The following is a 21,135-nucleotide window of genomic DNA, read 5'->3' as shown; positions in this document are numbered from 1 at the left end:
GATCGGAGGAATTGGCGGAATCATCATGCCGCGTGATGGTGGTGATGTTCGAACGCCGTCAGTGCCAGCCGGAGGAGGAACACGATGGGAAAAACAAACCTGATAGCTGCGACGGTTGCCGCGGCAATCTTCGCCGCAGGTAACTCCAGTGCGCAGGACTGGGACGTCACCAATACGGGCGAACCCTACAAAAATGTCGAGTTCACCGTGGACGAGGGCACCTGGATCAGCCTCGATATCAGCCCGGACGGCCAGACGATCGTGTTCGACCTGCTCGGTGATATCTACCGGATGCCGGCTAAAGGTGGCGTGGCCACACTTGTTCATGGTGGGCCCGCAATGCAGCATTCACCGCAATTCAACCCGGATGGAACCCGCATCGTCTATATCAGCGACGTGGATGGCGGCGACAATGTCTGGACATCTGACCCGAATGGCTCTCGCCCGACACAGGTTTCATTCGAAACTTCTAGGGCGGTTGTCGAGCCAACATGGAGCGCGGATGGTCAGACAATAGCGGCCGCAAGACATTTCGACACCGCCGACAAGCTGCATTCGTCGGAGCTAGTCACATATCCAGCCGGAGGCGGGCCTGCCGAACAGATTGTCGCCATGCCGGAAAATGGTGAAAATGTGCATGACGCTGTCTATGGGCCCGATGGCGAGAGTTTGTTTTTCGTCGAAAAAATCTCGCATGTTCACGCGTCAGGCGTCTATGTCGATGCCAGTCACAAGAACTTTGAGATCCGCAGAAAGCAGCTCTCCACCGGCGAAATAAAATCCATTGTTGGCGGGTTTGGAGGCGCAACCACGCCGGTCATTTCGCCCTCCGGAGACCGAATGGCTTTCGTCCGGCGTGTCCGCGACGAAACCATGTTGTTCATCTATGATTTCGGGACGCGTTCCCAATATCCGATTTATGACAAGCTGGACCGGGACGGTCAGGCCGACTTTCTCGGACAGGGAAATTATTATCCTCGGTTTGACTGGTTCCCCGATGGGGAGGCCATTGCCATCTGGGCCGGCGGCAAGATCAAACGCATCGACGTGACAACAGGCGCCGCCGAAATCATTCCATTCTCGGTAACCTCGCGCCATCGCCTGACTGAGCCGGTACGGGTCACGCAGGATCTCGCGCCCGAGACATTCAAGGTGAAAGCTGTGTCCCGGATTGGCCTTTCACCTGACGGTCAGAACCTTGTCTTCACAGCGCTGGGCAAGATTTGGGAACAATCGGTTACCGGCGGCGATCCAGCGTTGGTCGCTGATACCGCAGCATCTCAATCGGAAGCCACCTATGCACCGAATGGTGAAGCAATTGCGTTCGTCGAGTGGGACGATGTTCATGGCGGCGCGCTGAAGCTTCGCACAACCGGCGGCGCCGTACGTACCTTGTTCTCTTCACCCGGTATTGTTCGGCAACCGACCTATTCGCAAGATGGCTCAAAAATCCTTTTCCAGATTGCGGAGGGCGATGATTGTCTCGGGGGGTACAGGGCAGACCCCGGACTCTTCTGGATCCCGTCACAAGGCGGTGAACCGACCAGGATTGAGGCAATTGGCGGCAACCCACGGTTTTCTCCCGACGGCACACGCGTATTCTTTACGACAGAAGCCTATGTCGACGGTACGCTCGTCACGACTCTGGAGAGCGTTGCGCTCGACGGGTCTGAAAGACGGGTCCACCTTCGAACGGCCGATTCCGACACCAATGAACTGAAGCTCAGTCCGGACTTCAGCCACGTCGCGTTCCGCCACTATCAGAATTACTACATCGCCGCTTTTAGTGCAGACGATGCTGAACGCGTTCTGGACGGCAACTCGGGCACGAAAATCGAAACGGCCGGTGGCTATGAGCTGACCTGGTCAGCCGATTCTTCTGCCGTTCACTGGGCGTATGGGCCGGATATCCTGACGGTCTCTCTGAATGACGAGATGCCCGAACCTGAAGTCCTCACCAGCGTGGACCTGGAACTGCCAGTCGACAAGCCGCAAGGTGTGACGGCCTTCGTTGGCGGACGTGTGATTACAATGGAAGGTGAAGAGGTCATTGAGAAGGGTACGGTTGTGGTCGAGGGCAACCGCATCCGCGCCGTTGGCCCATCCGCTTCAACCCTGGTGCCAGACAATGCTCATATTGTGGACACAACCGGCAAGACCATCATGCCGGGACTGGTTGATATGCATGGCCACCTCGACACCTGCTATTACGCGTCCTCCGGACTGCTGCCCCAACAACAGGCGTCGCGATTTGCGGCTCTGTCCTTCGGCGTCACGACCAATTACGATCCGTATACATCCGAATTGCCGACCTATAGTGCGCACGAACTGGCACTATCAGGCGGGGCGGTCAGCCCGCGCTCGATCGATGTTGGCTACGTGCTGTATGGGCGCAAGCGCAAATACGACCCTGTCTATGTGCCGATCCGGAGCTTCGCCGACGCACAGGCTGCGATGGCAAGGAAGGCCGCACTCGGCGGAACGATCGTGAAGTCCTATCGGCAAATCCTGCGCCGCCAGCGCCAGATGCTGAACAAGGCAGGACGCGAAGCAGGCATCATGGTCGATGTCGAAGGCGAGAGCCACTTCTTCAATGGTGTGAGCGCAATATTGGATGGAAATGTAAACCTCCAGCACAATGTCCCGGTCGAGACGCTCTACGACGACTTCATTCAGCTTCTGGCGGCTTCGGATGTTGCTCACACGCCAACGCTGATCGTCCTATTCGGAGAGATGATGGGGGAAAATTTCCTCTACCAGTCTTCCCGGCTTTGGGAGGACCCTCGCGTCAATGACTTCGTCCAGACGACAACGAGTTCCTACAGTCCGCTCGCTGTCCCGGTCGGCGCGCCTGCCTATGTGCGCGGCATGACGGGTGTAAATGCAGTCGACGAGATCTGGGATATCGGTTTCAGAGCGGCGGCGCGTTCAATGAAAGAGCTCGTGGATGCAGGCGGTCTGGTGAATGCAGGCTCGCATGGCCAGGTGTTCGGACTTGCGATGCACTGGGAAATGCAGCTGCTTGCCGAGGGTGGCATGTCCGCGTTTGAAGTCCTGCGCGCTGGAACCATCAATGGCGCGAAAACCCTTGGACTGGAGAACCAGATCGGCTCCATTCGAGAAGGCAAGCTCGCCGATCTAATCGTGCTGGATGCGAACCCGCTGGAGAGCGTCCGCAATACCGAAACCGTATCCATGACGATGGTGAATGGACGTCTCTACGATTCTTTCAGCATGAACGAAATTGGCAATTACGACCGACCCCGCCGACCCTTTTACTGGGAGGTCAATGATGTGCCGAAATCCATCAATTGGAAGCCGGCATGGGCCCACTAGTGGCCTTGTCCTGGCGTGAACAGACGAGAGGGGCGAAACATGAGTGATCTCACCGGTGAAGAACAGGTGGCCGCGACGGCTAACCCGGCTGCGACAAAGGCTTCGGGTGAGTTTCTGGGCCATCCGAAGGGGCTGGCTTATATCGTCTTCACCGAAGCGTGGGAGCGGTTTTCCTTTTACGGGATGCAGGCTCTGCTGATCCTTTATATGGCGACCTATCTGTTCCTGCCGGAAAACTCAGGAAATGTTGCTGTCTTCGAGCCATTCCGGGCGTTCTTTGAGGCTATCTTCGGGCCACTTTCCGTACAGGCGCTCGCGTCGCAGGTCTTCGGCGCATATGTCGGCCTGGTGTACTTCGCGCCAGTCCTCGGCGGTCTAATCGGCGACAGGATTCTGGGGCGGCGGAAGGCTGTCCTGATGGGGGCGAGCTTCATGGCGGTGGGCCACTTCCTGATGGCGTTCGAGGCCAGCTTCCTGTTCGCGCTCCTGATGCTGATCCTCGGATCGGGCCTGCTGAAAGGCAATCTGGCCGCACAGGTTGGTGCGCTATATGACAAGGCCGACAAGCGGCGTGACTCCGGCTATTCCATCTATGTTTTCAGCGTCAATGTCGGGGCAACGGTCGCGCCGCTCATATGCGGTACCCTCGGCGAGCTTTACGGCTGGCATTATGGTTTTGGCGCCGCCGGGATCGGCATGTTGATCGGCCTCGCCATTTATATTCTGGGGCAATCTCACTTGCCGTCTGACCGCGTAGAAGCAGAAGGCGAGGAGCGCCCAAAGCTCCAGAAGGGCGACGGAATCGTTATCTTTTCGATCCTCGGCATGCTGGCGTTGACGTCCCTCTACTGGACGGCGCAAAGTCAGGTCTGGAACGCTTACCCCTTGTGGCTTCGTGAACATGTCGACCGGTCTGTGTTCGGTCTGGATGTGCCGGTGACCTGGTTTCAGTCGCTGGACTCGCTGGCGGTACTGGTGCTTGCGCCGCTTGTTCTCTGGTACTGGCGCCATCAGTCGAAACGCCAGACCGAACCAGGAGACCTCATAAAGCTTGTCATCGGCTGTTCCATCTTTGCTGCAGCATTCATCCTTCTTGGCCTTGGTGATGTCTTTGGCGGCAATGACCAGACCGCATTGATCTGGCCGGTGATCTTCCACTTCATCTGTGGAGTCGGCTTTCTGTATGTCGGACCAATCGCCCTCGCACTGACATCGCGAGCTGCGCCCGATGCCGTTAATTCCATGATGGTTGGATCGTATTATCTCGCGATTTTCTTCGGCGGCATATTCAGCGGCTGGCTGGCCCGTTTCTACGAGCACATGCCGACAGCGAGTTTCTGGCTGATGCATGCTGCGATTGTCGGGCTGGCCGCAATCCTGATCCTGATCCTGCGCCCCCTCCTGACCCGGACCATGAAACTGGATGAATCGCCCGCGGTCCCGCAGGGCGGACTGACTACACAAGAGGCATGAAATGAAGACCAGAACTTGTTCTCGCGCGGTCGTCGTCGCGACTGCCGTGCTCGCTACGGCTTGCTCGCAGACAGTGGCCGGAGATGAGGCGGTAGATGACGTATCAATTGTGATCTGTCCCGATGCGAGCGCGGACAGAACCTGCAAGTATTCAGGTCTGACGGGACTGCAGGCCGCGATTGATGAAGCGCAGCAGGGAACGGAACTTCGCCTTCTGAAGGGCGACTACCTAGCCAGCGATTATCGCGATGTTCCCTTTCAGGACCTCCATGTTCGCGGGGCGCTGGTGATCGACGGGAAGGACCTGTCGATCTTCGCAGATGAAGGGGCGGTCATCCGTGGACAGGACGATTTTCCCGTGAGTGCGATCGTCATCCGCAAATCCATGGTCACCATTGAAGGGCTACGGATCGCGGATTTTGGGTATGACGAACCTGAAGACGACATTTACGACGGACATGGCATATTCACGATAGGAAGCGATGTTCGCCTGGAACGGGTGCAGATCGAGGGCGTCGACAAGATGGCCCTTACCGGCCGCGATGATGGAAAAATCGTCGCCCACCAGCTGGATATTGTACAAAGTCATCTCGGCATCTGGCTCGAGGAGACGGCGAGCGCAGACATCAGGAATAGCCGGATCTCAGGAAGCGATTCCGCCGCACTGGCCATTTATGGCAATGCGAGCGTGACCATCAGAGACAGCGAAATCGATAGCAATGAAGATGATGGCCTGTACACGGAAGATCAGGCGCGCATCGTAAGCCTCGACAATGCCCTTCGGAACAATACGCCCTTCGGTGCGAGAGCCGCCGGAGAGAGCCGGATTGTGATTTGCCGGGGTGAAATGTCAGGAAATGCAGCGGACATCGGGCAAGAAGGTTCCGGCCGTGTCGTAATTGACGACGCCGAAGTCTGCGCCAGCAGCTGATGCGCTGACGGCGCGAACTTCCTAAGCTTCACAAACAACCGCTGTATGACGTCAGACGTGTGCTGGCGGTGGGGGCGTGCGTGGCCGCAGCGGCTGACATGTACGCGCCCCTGATGGCGTGCCCCCGGATTGGTGGAGGTCTAGACCTGCCGTGGCCAACTGTCCTCAGCCGACAAAGAATAGCCCGGTCCTTGCAGGGACCGGGCTATTTATTGTGATGAAGAGACGGGACTTGCCGTCTGAGGTCGAGCAGCGTCCGGAAGTTTTGAAGCTGTTCCGGACGCTGCAGGTTTTCCAGGTGCCCCTAGAAATCGTATGCGGCACTGACACCGATAACGCGAGGGCGAGTGCGGTTGGCGTTTGCCCAGCCCTGATAGGGGTCGATCGACGCGTTCTCGTCGGTCAGATTGGTCGCGTATACTTCCAGTGCGACGGCACCGAGTTGGACGCCAGCGCGGGCGTTCAGCAGATCCAGTTCATCGGACATCTGTGGCAACGCGCTCGGGAGGAAGCTGGAGCGGTCGATGTACGAGACTGCGTCGCGATGATTGAAGTCGACACGTACGAACGCCGGATACTGTGACGCGAAGTCAAAGTCGTAATTGACCCCGAGCGTATAGCTCAGCTCTGGAGTGTAGTCGGTGGGGTCACCAACCTCGTTGACCTGGTCAGTATCTGAAGTCTCAACGATTTCGCTGTCGAGATAAGCAGCATTGGCTGAGAAGGTGAGGCCAGAAACCGGTTGATACGCAATGCCTGCCTCAATGCCTTTGACTTCGACCTTGCCGATGTTGCTGGACTCGGCAAGGAATGCGCCGTTCACTTCGGTCAGACGGCGGCGAACCATGTCTTCGTATTCGGTGAAGAAGACGGCAACATCGTACTGCAGGGTCCGGGTGGTTCCCTTTGTGCCGAGTTCATAGGTCATGATTTGCTCAGGACCGTACGGATCAAACGGTGCAGAGTTGAACCCGCCACTACGGAAGCCTGAACCGGCACTCGCATAGATGGTTGCGTTCGGATCATACTGATAGGTCAGGTAAACACGGGGATCCACGGAATCGAACTTGGCGGAATTTTCCGTCCCGGTACCGGGAGCGTATTCGATCAGGCTGGTTTGCTCATCTTCGAAGTATCGAATGCCGGCACCAATCGTCAGCTTGTCCGTCAGATCGTAGGCGCCATCGGCAAAGATGGAGTAGGAATCGGATGAAGATCCGGAGAAGTAGTACAGGCCGTCATAAAGTACACCTCCGCCAGTGTATATGTCCGCGGCCGGCGCGTACAGATACTCATAGTCCACGACAAGCGAGCGTTCCCCACTGCTGTAGAATGCGCCAACGGTCCAGGCGAACGCGCCATCATCGTTGGACAGGCGAAGCTCCTGGGAAAACTGTTCTGCTTCAACGAAACGCTCATCATATCCTTCCACGACGCCGTACGAGTAGTTGCCTTCGCGCGGGATGTAGGTGAACGGATACGCATGGTCATGCTCGATCTGCGTGGTCGAGGATGTGAGTTCGGCAAAGCCGAAATCATAATTCAGCTCGAGATTGTAGATGTCGAAGTCGAACTGTTTCGGCATGGTAATTTCACCACGGTCGGGGCCGACGTCGACTGTGCGATCAGCTTCCTCGTAACCGAGACCCAGTTCGGTTTCGGCGCGATGTACCTGAATGGTTGCTAGCGCAGAAAACTTGTCCGTTGGAACCCACAGGATCTTGCCACGGGCGTTTACAAGCTCGGTACCGTTGCCATCTTCCTTGCCGGCCTCAGGCTGGTCGATCCAGCCACCGCCGCCTTCGAGCCCAAGCGCAAATCTCACGGCAAGTTGGTCTTCGATCAGAGGGGCGTTGAAGATGAATTCGCCTTTCTGGCCCATTTCTCCGTCGGAAACCGTGTAGAGTTCGCCCTTCACGCGCCCCTCAACACGATCGAGAGCCGGATCGGCGGTGATGTAACGAATGACACCGCCTGCAGCACCCTGGCCATAGAGCGTGCCTTGTGGCCCTTTCAGAACTTCGACTCGTTCCAGGTCCAGTGCTACCGGGCTGAGCTGGTCATAGCCGCTGAGAGAGAGCGGGGCTTCGTCGAGATACATGCCAACAAGCGCGCCGGAACCTGACTGGTTCGCCAGGCCGCGAATAAAGATCGTGTAGCTACCCGGGCCGTCTTCGCGCATCGTCAAACCGGGTACGTTGAAGGACAGGTCTTGCACGCTATCAATGCCAAGCTTGTCGATTTCATCACCCGACAAGGATTCAATTGCCATTGGAACATCGATCAGGCGTTGCTCGCGCTTTTGCGCTGTCACCATGACTGTCGATTGGACGTACTCGGAATCTTGCGATTCAGGTTCTGTCGTCTGGGCGTTTGCGGGTGCCGCATGGAGCAGAGCAACCAACACACTTCCAGAGGCTAATAGATTGGACTTTTTCATTGGTGTACCCCTCGTTTCTAATACCGATGAGTATGTAAGACTGACATCCGGACGATTGAGCAGATGCCAAAAGCGAAAAGCATGGTGCGCGCGATGCACCGCCTTGCCGGTGACTTTTTGGATTGAGATTTAGTGTATATCCGGGGCGTGAGGTGGTCGGCAGGATCGAAAAGTCCGCCTTATGACCGAGGGCTACGGTTCCGGGCGGCACCAGATACGGCACCGCCGGCTTCTAGCTCAAGGATGTGTTCAGGACAATAGCCGAGCACATCGTGAAGAACCGCTGCGGTGTCCTGGCCGAGTGATGGAGGCGCCGATCCGCTGTTCACGGGCGTTGCACCCAGCCGGATGGGACATCGCACGGCAGGGATGGTGCCGAGGTTTTGATGGGTGAGTTCGACCTGCGTTCCGCGCGCTCGCACATGCGGATCGGCGAAGACGTCGGCGAGCGTGTTGACGGGGCCGGCCGGCACTTTGCTGTTCGCCAACGCGCTCATCCATTCAGATGTGGTGCGAGTGCTGAGGGCTTCGTTGATAGCGCGAGTGAGCTGCTCTCGATGTTCGACCCGTGCCGAATTCGTAGCAAATCGATTATCGTCCGGATAATCGCCTAGTCCGATTTCACCGCAGAGAGCGCGAAACTGTCGGTCATTGCCCACGGCCAGAACAAGATAGCCGTCGGCAGTCTTGAATACATCGTAGGGGCAGATGCTGGGGTGGGCATTGCCAAGCCTGCCCGGACTCACGCCCGTTGCCAGATACGCCTGCGACTGGTTGGCCATAGCGGCTATCAGGCAGTCGAGAAGCGAGACATCAATTGCCTGTCCCTTGCCGGTGCGCTGGCGGCTGAGCAGCGCGGCCTGGATGGCATTTGCGGCATAGAGACCTGTGAGGATGTCAACCAGAGCAACGCCAACCTTCATCGGGCCTGCGCCCGGTTGGCCATCGGGTACACCCGTCACACTCATCAAACCACCCATCGCCTGAATAAGCAGGTCGTAGCCGGGCAGGGCCGCGTATGGTCCTGTCTGGCCAAAGCCTGTAATCGAGCAATAGACGAGCTGAGGATTTATCTTGAGCAGGCTGTCTGCATCCAGGCCGTATCTGGCCAGCGCGCCTGTCTTGAAGTTTTCGATGACGACGTCGCTCGCCGCCGCTAGCTCTCTGATGACGGTCTGTCCGGCCACGGTTGAGACATCAACGCAGATCGACTTTTTATTTCGATTGGCACTCAGAAAGTATGAGGCTTCCCGCTCGTCTGAGACTGCGCTCTCCTGAAAGGGTGGGCCCCAGCTGCGCGTGTCATCTCCCCCTTCAATGCGTTCCACTTTGATCACTTCCGCTCCGAGGTCACCAAGAAGTTGCGTCGCCCACGGACCAGCCAGAACACGGCTCAGGTCAAGGACCCGAATATTGTCTAGCGCCTTTGCCATCACGCAAACGCCGCGATGCCTGTCTGCGCACGGCCGAGGATCAGCGCATGAATGTCGTGCGTGCCTTCATAGGTATTTACCGCTTCCAGATTGCACATGTGACGCATCACGTGGAACTCGTCGGACACGCCATTGCCGCCATGCATGTCTCGCGCGGTGCGCGCGATATCAAGGGCCTTGCCCGCGCTGTTGCGCTTGATGAGCGAGATCATTTCGGGCGAAGCGATACCGGCATCAAGCAGCCTGCCAACTTTCAGGCAAGCCTGAAGGCCGATAGAGATTTCGGTCTGCATGTCAGCGAGTTTTCGCTGGATAAGCTGATTTGCCGCGAGCGGTCTGCCGAACTGGTGGCGGTCCAGCGTGTAGGAGCGGGCAGCGGTCCAGCAGCTACGCGCGGCGCCGAGTGCGCCCCAGGCAATTCCGAAGCGGGCCTTGTTGAGGCATCCAAAAGGCCCCGACAGCCCTTTTACGCCGGGGAGGAGATTGTCTTCTGGAACAAACACGTCATTCATCACGATCTCGCCGGTGGCAGACGCTCTGAGGGCGAGCTTACCCTTGATTTCCGGTGTCGACAGGCCTTGCATTCCCCGCTCGAGGACAAAGCCGCGAATGATGCCATCAAGTTTCGCCCAGACGACCATGACGTCTGCAATCGGGCTGTTCGTGATCCAGATTTTTGCGCCGTTCAGGCGATACCCGCCTTCCACGGCGATGGCGCGCGTGGCCATGTTTCCAGGGTCTGATCCATGGTCGGGCTCCGTCAGTCCGAAGCAACCAATGAGATCTCCTGCAATCAAGCCGGGTAGCCACTTCTGGCGCTGGGACTCGGACCCATAGGCGTAGATAGGATGGATCACCAGTGATGACTGGACGCTCAAGGCAGAGCGGTAGCCGGAATCCACCGCTTCAACCTCGTGGGAGACGAGCCCATACGCAACATGGCTCACACTGGCACCGCCGTATGCTTCGGGCATGGTAGGGCCAAGCAATCCGAGGGCGCCCATATCCTTCATGATTGATCGGTCAAAGCTGCCGTTTCGATTGGCTTCAGTGATGCCGGGCAGCAGGCGGGCCTGGGCGAAGTCATGCGCGGTTTTCTGGACTGAGCGCTCAATCTCGGTCAGCTCATTGTCGAGCAAAAGGGCATCGGCCCAGTCAAAGGCAGAATGTCTGGTCATGGGAATTGTCCGCAATTTGGGTTTCTGGGATGGGTGTCAGTCGCTGACGCGGTGGCCGACCTGCTGCCAGCGTCCCGGGTTGACGATCACCTTGTCGCGTTCGAATTTTACAGCGAATGGATAGCGCCCGCGTTCGACCGTAAACGTGTCTTTTGATGCTGCCAGAAGCGGGCGGGGATGGCCTGTTTTAACCTGGAAAATGTCGCGCTCTCCTGATGCTTCGGCAATCAGGTTACCGCTTTCCAGGCGAACCGTGAGCTCAGCAAAGTGACTGAATCTGTAAGTTCCTTCATAGGCGCGAAGTGTCGACTGAGGTAGAACCAGACCAGGATCAGGCAGCGGTTGGGTCACTTGTGTGGCTGGGACAGCTGCGAGAATCGCATCCCACATCAGTTCCGACGCCGTGACGCCGATCTCCATGCTGGGCAAACCAGCTCCCGGGCCCTCGTCCACCTCGTTGGTCGAAACAGCATACAGAACATCGCCATCAAATTCGCTGGCGAAAGGCTGAATGCCACGCGCCATGGACGTGTGGACCTGGACAGCCAGTCGCTGGAGTTCCGCAGAACTCATCGAGCGGTTGGTGACAACAACGCTGATGGTTGTGTTCTTGCGTTCGACATCGCCTCTTTCACTCTCACCATTCCAGCCGGGCTGAAGGCTTGCTGGCGCCGATTGCATGAGATCGCTTGCCTTGAGATTTTCGGGCCAGCCATCACCCTTGAAGCAATGGACAACGTTTCCGTCTCGGTCGGTGACGACACCGAGCGCGTTCACGACCGTGAACACAGCGATCTTCACATCACCGATCTGTCGATACGCGCTTCCCTGGCCGGAACGGGCATTGCAGCCAAAGATGCCGCCATTCATTGCGGATCGACCGGCACCGTACGCGCCATTCGGAAATACGCCGGTCCTGGCCGCCCGCAAAGCGAGTTGGGCGAGCCGTTTGTCGGGATAGATTTCATTGAGGCGCCGGCCGCCAAAATCATAAATGATCGAGCCGACCACCAGACCCACATTGTCCCAGTGGCCGCCGCGATACCGGTCGTCAATCAAGGCCGAGTTCGCCCCCGTTACCGCCTCCAGACCGTACCAGGAACCACCAGCAAGCACGATGGCATCCAGTTCCGGTTGAACATAGCCGAGTTTGAGATATTCCGCATTCACCGTGCCCGGCCCGCCACCACGCGCATCGACGGCAGCGTTCACCTTCTTGCCAAATCTGAGAACGGTCAGACCGGTGGGACCATCTTCGTACTGACCCGTACCAATGCGCAGCATCGGCCAGTCCATCCGGGTCACGGATTCGCTGTCGAACCCGTCATTGATCAGCGCCGGCAGGCCATCCTGCGAATCTGGTTCTGCGGATATCGGCGAAGCAGTGGCCGCGCATGAAGATAGCAGGCCCATCACCGCTGCTGTACCCAGAACGCGGATCAGGTTGAACGAGCTTTTGGATCTGGCCATGTGTCACGTCTCCGGTCGATTATGATCGGCACAATAGGCGCGGATGTCAGCCAATCGACAGATGCGATATACGAAATGAGTGGTGATGTTTTGACACCGGGCGAAAGCGTTCAGTTTTCGTTGATGGTGCGCGCCAGACGGAAACCGACAGTGAAATATCCTTGTGACCGAGGGCCGGGGAGCCGGTATCGTGGAGACAGGTAATCGCCCGCATCGCCGTATGAACCACCGCGAATCGAGCGTTTGTCGGGCGTTTCACAGTCGGTCCGTGCCGATCCATCGACCGGCGCACCTTCATACATGTCCTGGTGGCAGTCGGCTTGCCATTCCCAGACATTGCCTCGCATGTCGTAGATGCCGTACCTGTCGGCCGCAAAGCTGGCGACCGGAGCCGTCTTGATCCATACGTCGCGTCCGGAAGTCTTGCCCCCACAACACGGGTCCAGCCCGATATTGGCTTCATCGTGATCGACAATTCCGTTGTCGCCCTCAATGCCTCCGGTGGATGCGACATATTCCCACTCAGCCTCGGATGGCAGGCGATAAGCGATGCCGGTCTGCTCGGACAGCCAGTTCGCATAAGCGACAGCATCGTCCCAGCTCACGCATACGACAGGATGGTTTTCGTCTTGTTCAAAACCGGGGTTTTCCCAACTCCGCGTCGGATCGACATGCCACGATCGCGTATCCGTATAGACATTGCAGTCGCCCCCGGATTCATGACCGGTAGTTGCAACGAACTTTCGGAATTCTCCAACGGTCACTTCGGTCCTGGCGAGAGCGAAGTCCTGCCGGAATATCACTTCGTGGCGAGGGCCATCAATTTCGCCGTATCCATAATCAATTGTCTGGCCCATCTGAAAGGATGTAGCGGGAATGACGGACATTCCTGCGCTACTCGCGCACGATGCAACAATGGCGAGAGCGCTTATGGATGCTGCGAATTTCAGTGACATCTGTGGCTGGTCCATGTCGATTTCCAATCTATGTCGTTTCGTTCGAATTTTTCCCAGTAGAACTGTCCGCGTGGTCGGTCGTAATTTCCGATCTCGTTCATTGTGAATGCGTCATAGAGGCGTCCATTCACCATCGTCAGGCTCACGCTGTTGGTGTTGCGGATGTCTTCGGTGGGATCCTTGTCCAGCACGATGAGATCGGCCAGCTTTCCAGGCTCGATCGAGCCCAGCTGGTGATCAAGTCCGTAAGTCTTGGCCGGGTTAAGTGTCGCCGCCCTCAAGATGTCCATAGGGGCAATCCCGCTTTCAGCGAACAGCAGCATTTCCCAGTGCATGGCAATACCTGAAGCTTGCCCATGAGAGCCGACATTGACGGTGACACCCGCGTCGATGAGCTTTTTCACCGACCGGCCGACGGAGCGAAAGCCGATATCGTAAATCTCGTCAGCAACATGGATTGAGTGCATGGCGCGGACAGCAAGCGGGGCATCGCCAGGCCCGAAGAGTGGATTGTAGGCGTTGTTCACGTCAGCGATGAAGGATTTTACCTTTTCCTCCTCCCACGGACGTTCCGTCTGATAGATGAAATTCTCACCGAACAGCTCGCCAAACACCACGATCAGCGTTGGCGTCATGGATGTGTCAGCAGCGGCGATCAGTTGCTGAAGGTCGTCATAATAGGTGGCGACGGGAAGATTGTGTTCCAGGTTGGTATGCCCATCCAGCAGCATGCCGATATTGGTGTAGAATTGACCGGCACCTTCACCATCGACCATGAAGCCCCATTCACGTGCGGCTTGCACGAGCCGCTGGCGCTGTATGCGGGTCGAGAGTTTATAGCTCTTGAGAATGGATGAACCGAGGGCAGCACGACGTTCGAGGACATCCCGGGCGTCATCGAGCGAGGCTAGCGGGTGATAAACGCCGTCAGTCCGCGCTTTGAGACCATGAACAACTTGACCAGACTTCAGCCAGCGAGGACCAACCAGTTCGCCAGCTTGCGTCATCTCTCCACTTTCATAGGACAGCAAGTCATTCGAGTAAGGATCGAAGTTCGTGGTGACGCCGTAGGCGAGTGCAGCGTACCGCGTCGGTTGTTTCTGCGGCATCGTTTCGGACCGCCAACAGCAATCAATGTGTCCGTGAGCGTCGAAAAAGCCTGGCATGATGACTTTCCCGGAAATATCGATCTGTTTGGCGTCAGCCGGGATATCAACAGTTCCCTGAGGGCCAACCGCGACAATACGATTGCCATCGACGACCACGACGCCGTCTTCGATGATGTCTCCCACGATCGGGACCACCTTGCCGCCGGTAAAGGCAATCTGCCCCTCGGGTTTATCGAACGGTACTGACATCTGGATGGACAGCGAAAGATTACCGGGACCACTCGCGTCGGGCGCAGTCGCGAATATGTCCGGACCAAGTGTCCAATAGAGCTGTGATGAGTCGGCGGCCCAGCTGAACTCATAACCGCCAACTTCGCTGAGAAGGCGTGCGGTTGGATTGCCTTCTGGCGTGACCGTGACCGGACCTGCTTCAATATCCAGAGGCATGAGGTAGGGGCGCTGGTGGTGTTTGAAGGCTAGCCAGTTCATGTCCGGGCTGGGCGTCATCGACAGCACGTCAGATGTCTCTGCGACGGCATGTTCGCGAATATCAGTTCCGTCGATGGCTACGCTGGCGAGGACAGCGGCGCGCTCATCATAGTAGTCAGGTTCGGCGAAATACACGATGCGCGTGTCGTCGGGCGTGAAGCCCGCAAGTCCGGTGCCCGGCACAATAAAGCGCGTCTCTCCGCTCATCACGTCGGCAATGTAAATTCCGACTTCGGGGCCGGCATTGCTGACCGATGGATCCGGCGCCTGGATTCTATATGCGATTTGCGTACCGGAATTCGAAAAGGCCAGATCGGCGAGGACTGCTGGGCTCTTGGCAACCACCGACTCTGATCCTGCACGCATGTCGCGAACAATGAGTCGGCTTCCGGTGTCATCATTCCAGCTGACATAGGCCAGCTGGCGACCATCCGCAGACCAGGCGGGTGAAGACTCTGCAGCGTCACGATCGGTCAACCGCGTCGGCGTTGTCGGTTCAAGGCGGTCTGTCCGCCACAGTTTGCCGAGCGCACGAAACACGAGCCCGCTACCGTCGGGCTGGACAGTCAATTGGCGAATGGTTCGTACATCCACCTGGTCTGGTGCGAGGTCCTGACGCACCCGAATTGCAGGCTGAATTTCATGGACGGCGTTGACGCGGAACGGGATCTCGGTCGCGTCCGCGGTTGCTGTATCAATCTTCAGCAGTTTGCCTTTCGCCCAGATTGCGATGGTTCGACTGTCCGGGAACCAGTCGAATGCCGGATAATAATGTTCCTGAGGCAGATAATCTCCATGCAGGTCGCGTCCGAGATCCTGAAAGATCGGTCGCTCCTCGCCTGTCTCCAGGTGTTTGACGAACAGCACCGTTTTCGCCCCCAGTCGGCGAATGAAAGCGACTGATTTTCCGTTCGGCGCGACTTGCGGCGTTGTCGCTCCCCCATAACCTGAAATAGCCTGGGTGATGTCGCCGGTTTCAAGGTTCAACCTGTTTATCGCAAAGTTCTTCAGACCTGTGTTCATATAGACGTAGTGGTCGCCTGCGATGCGCTCAGTGAAGTACATGTCGCGGCCATTCGGGGCGAAGCGAGGTTCCTGTACATCCTTGCCACTTTCCCGGGGCTCGACGATCAGCTCGTCTCGGGATCCATCCAGTGAATATTGGCGGATCTCGGAATTTCTCACGCGGAATATGTCGGAATAGGAAATGACGGCTGCAACTGAACGGCCGTCCGGTGACCATGCGGGGCCGGCGACGTAGGCATGTGTTTCGTGCGTGACCTGCCTTGGCTGAGACCCGTCCGTGCGCGACACCCACACATTGTCTGCACCCGTCTCATCGCTGAGATAGACAAGTGACTGGCCGTCCGGGCTGAATTGCGGACTGCGTTGCGTCGCAGATCCACGATGAATGGCGGTCGCCATGCCACCGTCAGCGGGCAGAATGTAAATGTCATTCAGAAGATCGAACGCGATAGTCTTTCCGTCCGGGCTGATATCAAGGCTCATCCACGTCCCTTCATCGAGGTCCAATGTGACGGTCCTGCCGGATATTGGCGTCGCTGCAGGTGCGAGTTGGGCGCAGGCGATCAACGCCAGAAGCGCCAGTGAAGCACAGACAGTAAGAAAGCGGATTTGCATGATCAGACTCCTTCAGCCTCGTCCGTAACATTGGTCGATCAGACGAGGGTGATGCAAACTTTCCGGCCGGCGGTGCGAAACACGCACCGCACCCGTCGAAATATGCATTGGAGCAGCTCCGTCAGCTCAGCCAAGTGTGCCAGGGCAAGCGAGGAGAGAAATCATGGCTTCCAATTTTCGACCGGTTCACCGCATTCTCATGTCTGCCTTGTTGGTTCCAGTGGCTGCATGCGTAACTCCAACCGCTCCGACGATAGATGAAGCGACAATTGTTTCTGAGCTGTTGGCCGCTGATCAGGCCTATGAAAGGTACAATCTGGAATTCGGCTATGAGGCCGCTTCACTTGAATTCATAGAATTCAGTGAAGCCTTCATGATCGAAGCCGGCGAAGGCTTTCTGACGGGCAAGGCCGATATCATGGCGGAGCGTCAGCTGGACACGGTGCCCTCGCCGGTCCACTGGAGTCCCATCGGCGCAAAAGCGAGCGAAGCGGGTGATTTTGGAATTACGTGGGGGACATTCCTTGTCGAATATGAAACGGAATTGACCGGCAACTACGTCACTGTCTGGAAAAAAGTTGACGGGGCCTGGAAGATCGTGACCGACGTCGCTGTCGATGATCCGATCAACGACTAGCTGGGTGGGGTGCACGCAGTCAGCCGATACTGGACCCGGTTGAGGCCGTAGCGGTACGCCAGGCCGCAATCATCTTGTCAATCTGATCCTCATGGCCGTCATATCCATAGACGTCCGAATAAATCGTCGATATCCAGCGCTGCAATATCTGCTCGGACAGAGAGAAGCGCTGCCGCCCGGGATGAAGCATGAGGTTCAGGGGAGGCGGCGCGTGCTCGTTCAGTTGAGGCATACGGTAGGGCAATCCTTCAATCAGAATGCACCCGAGCCGCATATAGTACCGCTGCCGGCGCAGTTGAAGGCTGCGTTCCTTTCCTGATCCTGTAACCGCTTCGACTTCGACCAGCATGATGCGTCGCCCCATGAGCTCGAGGGCATTCCGGAAGAGAAGCTGGCCCAAACCCTTATTCCTGCATTCCGGACGGGTTGCCATGTATTCCAGAAGGCCGACGGGCTGGTGCTCGGACCGATAAATGATCGAGAAGCCTGTTACGAGAGTGCCGGCCTTGGCCGCGACGATGGCATAGTCCGGTCTTTCCAGGAGAGCGTGGATCTCGTCCCTCGATTTTCGCTCGGAAGGTGGCAGCGCCGTTTCGTAGATGTGCTGGACCTCATCCATTTCCGAAAGATCTGTGGCAGTCAGGCGAATTAGCGGCATGTTACGGTCAGGCGGGTCCGATAAGATTGGCACTACGAAAGTCGATATTCAGCGCACACTGTGGATGTGCGTAAGCTGGCAAGTGCGGCGCAGCCAGCATTTTTTGCCATTCAGCAATTCTGGATCGGGTTAAAGTGCGACGTTCACAGATTAATCGCAAGCGCTCCAGTTCTCAGCGAAGTCGATCCGACGATTGCACAATATGGCTGCGCTGGACCGAACACCCTTCCACGCCTTCGGGCTTGGTCTGCGGGCGAGCTGTTTAATGGTGCGAAGGGCTGGTCGGACGTAAGAGCGATGCAGACCGTGCAACATTTCAACACATGTGGGTGCGCGCCTGTCCTGATACAGACTCGAAATGGCCTAGCCTTGCCACTCGCCGTATCCGCCGCCGGCGGGCTTTCAAATCGAAACGTGACGCTGCCCTTCTTGAATGCCGCGATTCCAGCCTGTGGAGCAGAGGCGTTCCGCGGGGGTGAAGCGTCCAGGCTCACAACCGCAGTGGCCAATGTCTTGCTTCAGCTTGTTCAGCGAGTAGGACTTCGAGCGGCGCAGGGGCTTTCGGGACTCATGCATGTCTGCAATGTGCAGGTCGACGAGATCGATAAGGGTATTGAGATGCTTGGGACGGGATTTGGAAACGCTTTCGCCGCGATCGATGCGGCGGCGTTTGAAAGTCCCGGCGGCGTGGCAGCACATCTCGTGTGCGCTGCGTGTGCACACACAGATAAGAACCGGTACAAGCGTGTACGCTTCTATACAAAAAAGCGTGCACGTTCCTGCTTTAGTGCTTTGAGGTCGCTGAAAAAATGCAAATAGATCAAGCCTATAGATTTTCCGTTGCCCCTATGATGGACTGGACGGACCGGCATTGCCGGATGTTTCACCGGGCCTTGTCAAAGCGTGCCTTGTTGTGGACTGAAATGGTAACGGCGGATGCGGTGATCCACGGCGATCGCGACCGGCTGATCGGGTATTCGGATGCAGAACATCCGGTTGTGTTGCAGCTTGGTGGATCCGATCCGGCGAAGCTCGCTGAAGCGAGCCGGATCGCCGAAGACTTCGGCTACGACGAGGTAAACATCAATTGCGGCTGCCCCTCAGACCGGGTGCAGTCTGGCCGGTTCGGGGCCTGCCTCATGCAGGAGCCAGACATCGTCGCCGAGTGCGTTGCGGCGATGCGGGAGGCGGTCTCCATTCCGGTGACGGTCAAATGCCGCGTGGCCGTCGATGAAGACCCGCCGCGCGAGACGCTGTTCGGCTTTGTCGACACGGTTGCCGCCGCTGGATGCGAGATCTTTACCGTTCATGCGCGCAAGGCCTGGTTGTCGGGGCTTAGCCCGAAGGAGAACCGCGACATCCCACCGCTGGATTACGGCCTGGTCGCAGACCTCAAGGCTGAGCGGCCGGACCTCACCATTATTCTCAATGGCGGCATCAAGACGCTCAAGGAGAGCGCCGAACACCTGAAGACCTTCGATGGTGTCATGCTGGGACGCGCTGCCTACCAGACGCCTTACATCCTGGCAGGCGTCGACAGGCTGATCGAGCGCGGAGAGGGCGGTGATACGTTCGACATGCAGGCCCGCCTGGACGCGCTTGACGTGTACCGCCCGTATATGGAGGAGCAGCTGGCGGCAGGCTGGAAGCTGTCCGCTATGACACGTCACATGATGGGACTGTTTGCCGGACAGCCCGGTGCGCGCGGCTGGCGGCGCACGCTCTCTGAAAAGGCGGTGAAGCCGGGTGCCGGCCTGTCCGTGCTCGACGAAGCGCTGGAGCATGTTACCAACGCGGTGGTGGACGCCTGATGGCAGACTTCATCGCACAGTATGGCGTGCTGATCGCGTCGCTTCTTGCCGCGGGCGTGGCTGCCGGGATTGCTGCCGGATTGTTCGGCATTGGCGGCGGCGCCGTCATCGTGCCGGTCCTGTACTTCCTGCTGACCGCGCTCGGCTATGAGAGCACGGCAATGCATGTGGCGGTCGCAACGTCTCTGGCCACTATCATCCTCACATCGATCCGCTCGGTCATGGCGCATAACAGGCGCGGCGCGGTGGACTGGGCGGTGATCAGGGGCTGGTCTGCCTGGATCATGGTTGGCGCTGTCCTCGGCCAGCTTGTGGCTGGCTATGTGTCAAAGGACGGCCTGACGCTCTTCTTCGGGGCGATGCTGCTCATCCTTGCAATGCAGCTCTATTTCGGCCGGCCCAGCTGGAAGCTTGCCCATGAGCTTCCGAAGGGGGTGCCGCGCGCTGGCCTCGGGGGGCTGCTCGGGGCGTTATCGGCGGTCATGGGGATTGGCGGTGGCACGTTCGGGGTCAGCCTGATGACAATCTGCGGGCGGCCTATCCATCAGGCCGTGGCGACCGCGGCGGGCTTTGGTGTGGCGATCGGCCTGCCGGGGGCAATCGTCGCCATGCTCAACGGTATCGGAAAGGAAGGGCTTCCGCCAATGTCGGTTGGTCACGTCAACCTGCCGGCTTTCGTCCTGATTTCGGCCTGCACAGTCACCATGGCCCCGCTCGGTGCGGCGCTCGCGCACAGGCTGAATGCCAATCTGTTGCGCAAGCTGTTCGGCGTCCTGCTGGTGCTGGTCTCGATCCGGATGATCTGGAAGACTATTGCCGGATGATCATCCGGTCGCCGCGAAACTCATAGGAGTATAGCTCGCGCAGGAAGCTCATTCCGAGAAGTGACTGGGTCAGCTCCTCCTTCATGACAATGCCCTGAACATCCTTCACCTCGACCGTGCCGATCTTCATCGACTCAATGGTGACATAGGCACCGAACGTCTCGCCGCCCGCCGTCCGGATGCGGGCATCATAGGTCAGGTCATCCGGGCGAAGGCCCATCTTGCGCGCATCATCCTGCGTGATGGCAACCGTGCTTGCACCTGTATCGACCATAAAGTCGACACTCGCCTTGCGATTGACCAGGGTGCGCGCCCAGTAATGTCCGTCACTGCGGATGGCGAGGACGGCGGACCGGCGCAGGCCATCAGCCTTATCGGGCTGGACTGTGTTTACGGACGCGACGGGTTGAACCGTTTCGTCTTGCGGCACGTCTTCAAGCCTGGGCACAATCAGAACGGCGATCGCCGTAGCGATGACACCGGCAGACGTCAGGAGCGAGAAGACCCTGGTGCTCATGGTGTCGGCCCGAGCTTTCCCAACGCCTTGAGCCGGTCCATGCGGCTGGCAAGCTCTTTCATCACGTCCCGGCGTTCTTCGGGCGTCATTTTGGTCCAGCTCCCGATTTCCTTCAGCGTCCGGCCGCAACCGAGGCAAAGGCCGGTCTGGCCATCGACGGCGCAGACACTCTGGCAGGGAGAGAGGATTGGGGTCATGACAGGCGCTTATAATTCCGCTTCGTGATATCTTG

Annotated in this window: 15 protein-coding genes; 6 read left to right on the top strand and 9 right to left on the bottom strand. The window is 57.9% G+C overall.

Annotated elements, in window-relative coordinates; genetic code table 11:
- Positions 1-84: 84 nt before the first annotated feature.
- From B8746_RS14240 to B8746_RS14230, 3 genes are read left to right on the top strand one after another with little or no spacing between them, the layout of a single operon-like run.
- Positions 85-3,336 (top strand): amidohydrolase family protein, encoded by a 3,252-nt coding sequence (locus tag B8746_RS14240; protein WP_084394375.1) that lies wholly within the window; start codon positions 85-87, stop codon positions 3,334-3,336.
- A 39-nt stretch (positions 3,337-3,375) separates the two neighbouring features.
- Entirely contained in the window at positions 3,376-4,809 is a 1,434-nt protein-coding gene (locus B8746_RS14235) for a peptide MFS transporter (RefSeq protein WP_084394374.1), read from the top strand.
- Position 4,810: 1 nt separating this feature from the next.
- Positions 4,811-5,740: a right-handed parallel beta-helix repeat-containing protein gene (locus tag B8746_RS14230; protein WP_084394373.1), complete on the top strand. Its 930-nt coding sequence runs from the start codon at positions 4,811-4,813 to the stop codon at positions 5,738-5,740.
- 304 nt (positions 5,741-6,044) lie between these two features.
- On the opposite strand, the gene B8746_RS14225 is transcribed toward B8746_RS14230, so the two are convergent.
- The 6 genes from B8746_RS14225 to B8746_RS14200 all read right to left on the bottom strand — a co-directional run bounded on the left by B8746_RS14225 (position 6,045) and on the right by B8746_RS14200 (position 16,456).
- A complete protein-coding gene (locus B8746_RS14225; protein WP_332882117.1) occupies positions 6,045-8,057 on the bottom strand; it encodes a TonB-dependent receptor in 2,013 nt (670 codons plus the stop codon).
- A 302-nt stretch (positions 8,058-8,359) separates the two neighbouring features.
- Positions 8,360-9,613, bottom strand: a complete 1,254-nt coding sequence (locus B8746_RS14220) for a CaiB/BaiF CoA transferase family protein (protein WP_084394371.1) — start codon at positions 9,611-9,613, stop codon at positions 8,360-8,362.
- Positions 9,613-10,791, bottom strand: a complete 1,179-nt coding sequence (locus B8746_RS14215; RefSeq protein ID WP_084394370.1) for an acyl-CoA dehydrogenase — start codon at positions 10,789-10,791, stop codon at positions 9,613-9,615. Before B8746_RS14215 ends, B8746_RS14220 begins: the two co-directional genes overlap by 1 nt.
- A 36-nt stretch (positions 10,792-10,827) precedes the next feature.
- Positions 10,828-12,261 carry a P1 family peptidase gene (locus B8746_RS14210; RefSeq protein ID WP_095380894.1) on the bottom strand — a complete coding sequence of 478 codons (1,434 nt, stop codon included), beginning with the start codon at positions 12,259-12,261 and terminating at the stop codon, positions 10,828-10,830.
- 110 nt (positions 12,262-12,371) lie between these two features.
- Entirely contained in the window at positions 12,372-13,232 is an 861-nt protein-coding gene (locus B8746_RS14205; RefSeq protein ID WP_084394369.1) for a formylglycine-generating enzyme family protein, read from the bottom strand.
- Complete coding sequence (locus B8746_RS14200; RefSeq protein WP_084394368.1) at positions 13,208-16,456, bottom strand: amidohydrolase family protein; 3,249 nt, start codon at positions 16,454-16,456, stop codon at positions 13,208-13,210. The genes B8746_RS14205 and B8746_RS14200 overlap by 25 nt, the downstream gene beginning before the upstream one ends.
- Before the next feature lie 163 nt (positions 16,457-16,619).
- On the opposite strand from B8746_RS14200, the gene B8746_RS14195 reads away from it, so the two are divergent.
- The gene (locus B8746_RS14195; RefSeq protein ID WP_084394367.1) at positions 16,620-17,093 is read left to right on the top strand and encodes a DUF4440 domain-containing protein; all 474 of its coding nucleotides are present in this window, start codon (positions 16,620-16,622) and stop codon (positions 17,091-17,093) included.
- Between the two features lie 19 nt (positions 17,094-17,112).
- Here B8746_RS14195 and B8746_RS14190 read toward each other — a convergent pair whose 3' ends face one another.
- A complete protein-coding gene (locus B8746_RS14190) occupies positions 17,113-17,751 on the bottom strand; it encodes a GNAT family N-acetyltransferase (protein WP_084394366.1) in 639 nt (212 codons plus the stop codon).
- Positions 17,752-18,560: 809 nt separating this feature from the next.
- On the opposite strand from B8746_RS14190, the gene dusA reads away from it, so the two are divergent.
- Positions 18,561-19,562, top strand: coding sequence for a tRNA dihydrouridine(20/20a) synthase DusA (gene dusA / locus B8746_RS14180; protein WP_084394364.1), 1,002 nt, complete (start codon positions 18,561-18,563; stop codon positions 19,560-19,562).
- Complete coding sequence (locus B8746_RS14175; protein ID WP_084394363.1) at positions 19,562-20,386, top strand: sulfite exporter TauE/SafE family protein; 825 nt, start codon at positions 19,562-19,564, stop codon at positions 20,384-20,386. Before dusA ends, B8746_RS14175 begins: the two co-directional genes overlap by 1 nt.
- Here B8746_RS14175 and B8746_RS14170 read toward each other — a convergent pair.
- Positions 20,373-20,903 (bottom strand): retropepsin-like aspartic protease family protein, encoded by a 531-nt coding sequence (locus B8746_RS14170; protein WP_084394362.1) that lies wholly within the window; start codon positions 20,901-20,903, stop codon positions 20,373-20,375. The genes B8746_RS14175 and B8746_RS14170 overlap by 14 nt on opposite strands.
- Positions 20,900-21,100 carry a DUF1289 domain-containing protein gene (locus tag B8746_RS14165; protein WP_084394361.1) on the bottom strand — a complete coding sequence of 67 codons (201 nt, stop codon included), beginning with the start codon at positions 21,098-21,100 and terminating at the stop codon, positions 20,900-20,902. The genes B8746_RS14170 and B8746_RS14165 overlap by 4 nt, the downstream gene beginning before the upstream one ends.
- Positions 21,101-21,135 lie beyond the last annotated feature (35 nt).

Source organism: Henriciella pelagia (assembly GCF_002088945.1).
In the GTDB taxonomy this organism is placed as follows: domain Bacteria; phylum Pseudomonadota; class Alphaproteobacteria; order Caulobacterales; family Hyphomonadaceae; genus Henriciella; species Henriciella pelagia.
Note: the sequence above shows the minus strand (reverse complement) of the source record. Positions and strands in the feature narration are given on the sequence as shown.

Bases quoted from the DNA above. Each gene is read 5' to 3' on its own strand.
- B8746_RS14240 (WP_084394375.1), top strand. From the start codon at position 85: ATGGGAAAAACAAACCTGATAGCTGCGACGGTTGCCGCGGCAATCTTC.
- dusA (WP_084394364.1), top strand. From the start codon at position 18,561: ATGCAAATAGATCAAGCCTATAGATTTTCCGTTGCCCCTATGATGGAC.
- B8746_RS14195 (WP_084394367.1), top strand. From the start codon at position 16,620: ATGGCTTCCAATTTTCGACCGGTTCACCGCATTCTCATGTCTGCCTTG.
- B8746_RS14230 (WP_084394373.1), top strand. From the start codon at position 4,811: ATGAAGACCAGAACTTGTTCTCGCGCGGTCGTCGTCGCGACTGCCGTG.
- B8746_RS14200 (WP_084394368.1), bottom strand. From the start codon at position 16,456: ATGCAAATCCGCTTTCTTACTGTCTGTGCTTCACTGGCGCTTCTGGCG.
- B8746_RS14170 (WP_084394362.1), bottom strand. From the start codon at position 20,903: ATGAGCACCAGGGTCTTCTCGCTCCTGACGTCTGCCGGTGTCATCGCT.
- B8746_RS14210 (WP_095380894.1), bottom strand. From the start codon at position 12,261: ATGGCCAGATCCAAAAGCTCGTTCAACCTGATCCGCGTTCTGGGTACA.
- B8746_RS14220 (WP_084394371.1), bottom strand. From the start codon at position 9,613: ATGGCAAAGGCGCTAGACAATATTCGGGTCCTTGACCTGAGCCGTGTT.
- B8746_RS14165 (WP_084394361.1), bottom strand. From the start codon at position 21,100: ATGACCCCAATCCTCTCTCCCTGCCAGAGTGTCTGCGCCGTCGATGGC.
- B8746_RS14235 (WP_084394374.1), top strand. From the start codon at position 3,376: ATGAGTGATCTCACCGGTGAAGAACAGGTGGCCGCGACGGCTAACCCG.
- B8746_RS14190 (WP_084394366.1), bottom strand. From the start codon at position 17,751: ATGCCGCTAATTCGCCTGACTGCCACAGATCTTTCGGAAATGGATGAG.
- B8746_RS14215 (WP_084394370.1), bottom strand. From the start codon at position 10,791: ATGACCAGACATTCTGCCTTTGACTGGGCCGATGCCCTTTTGCTCGAC.
- B8746_RS14175 (WP_084394363.1), top strand. From the start codon at position 19,562: ATGGCAGACTTCATCGCACAGTATGGCGTGCTGATCGCGTCGCTTCTT.
- B8746_RS14225 (WP_332882117.1), bottom strand. From the start codon at position 8,057: ATGGTGACAGCGCAAAAGCGCGAGCAACGCCTGATCGATGTTCCAATG.
- B8746_RS14205 (WP_084394369.1), bottom strand. From the start codon at position 13,232: ATGGACCAGCCACAGATGTCACTGAAATTCGCAGCATCCATAAGCGCT.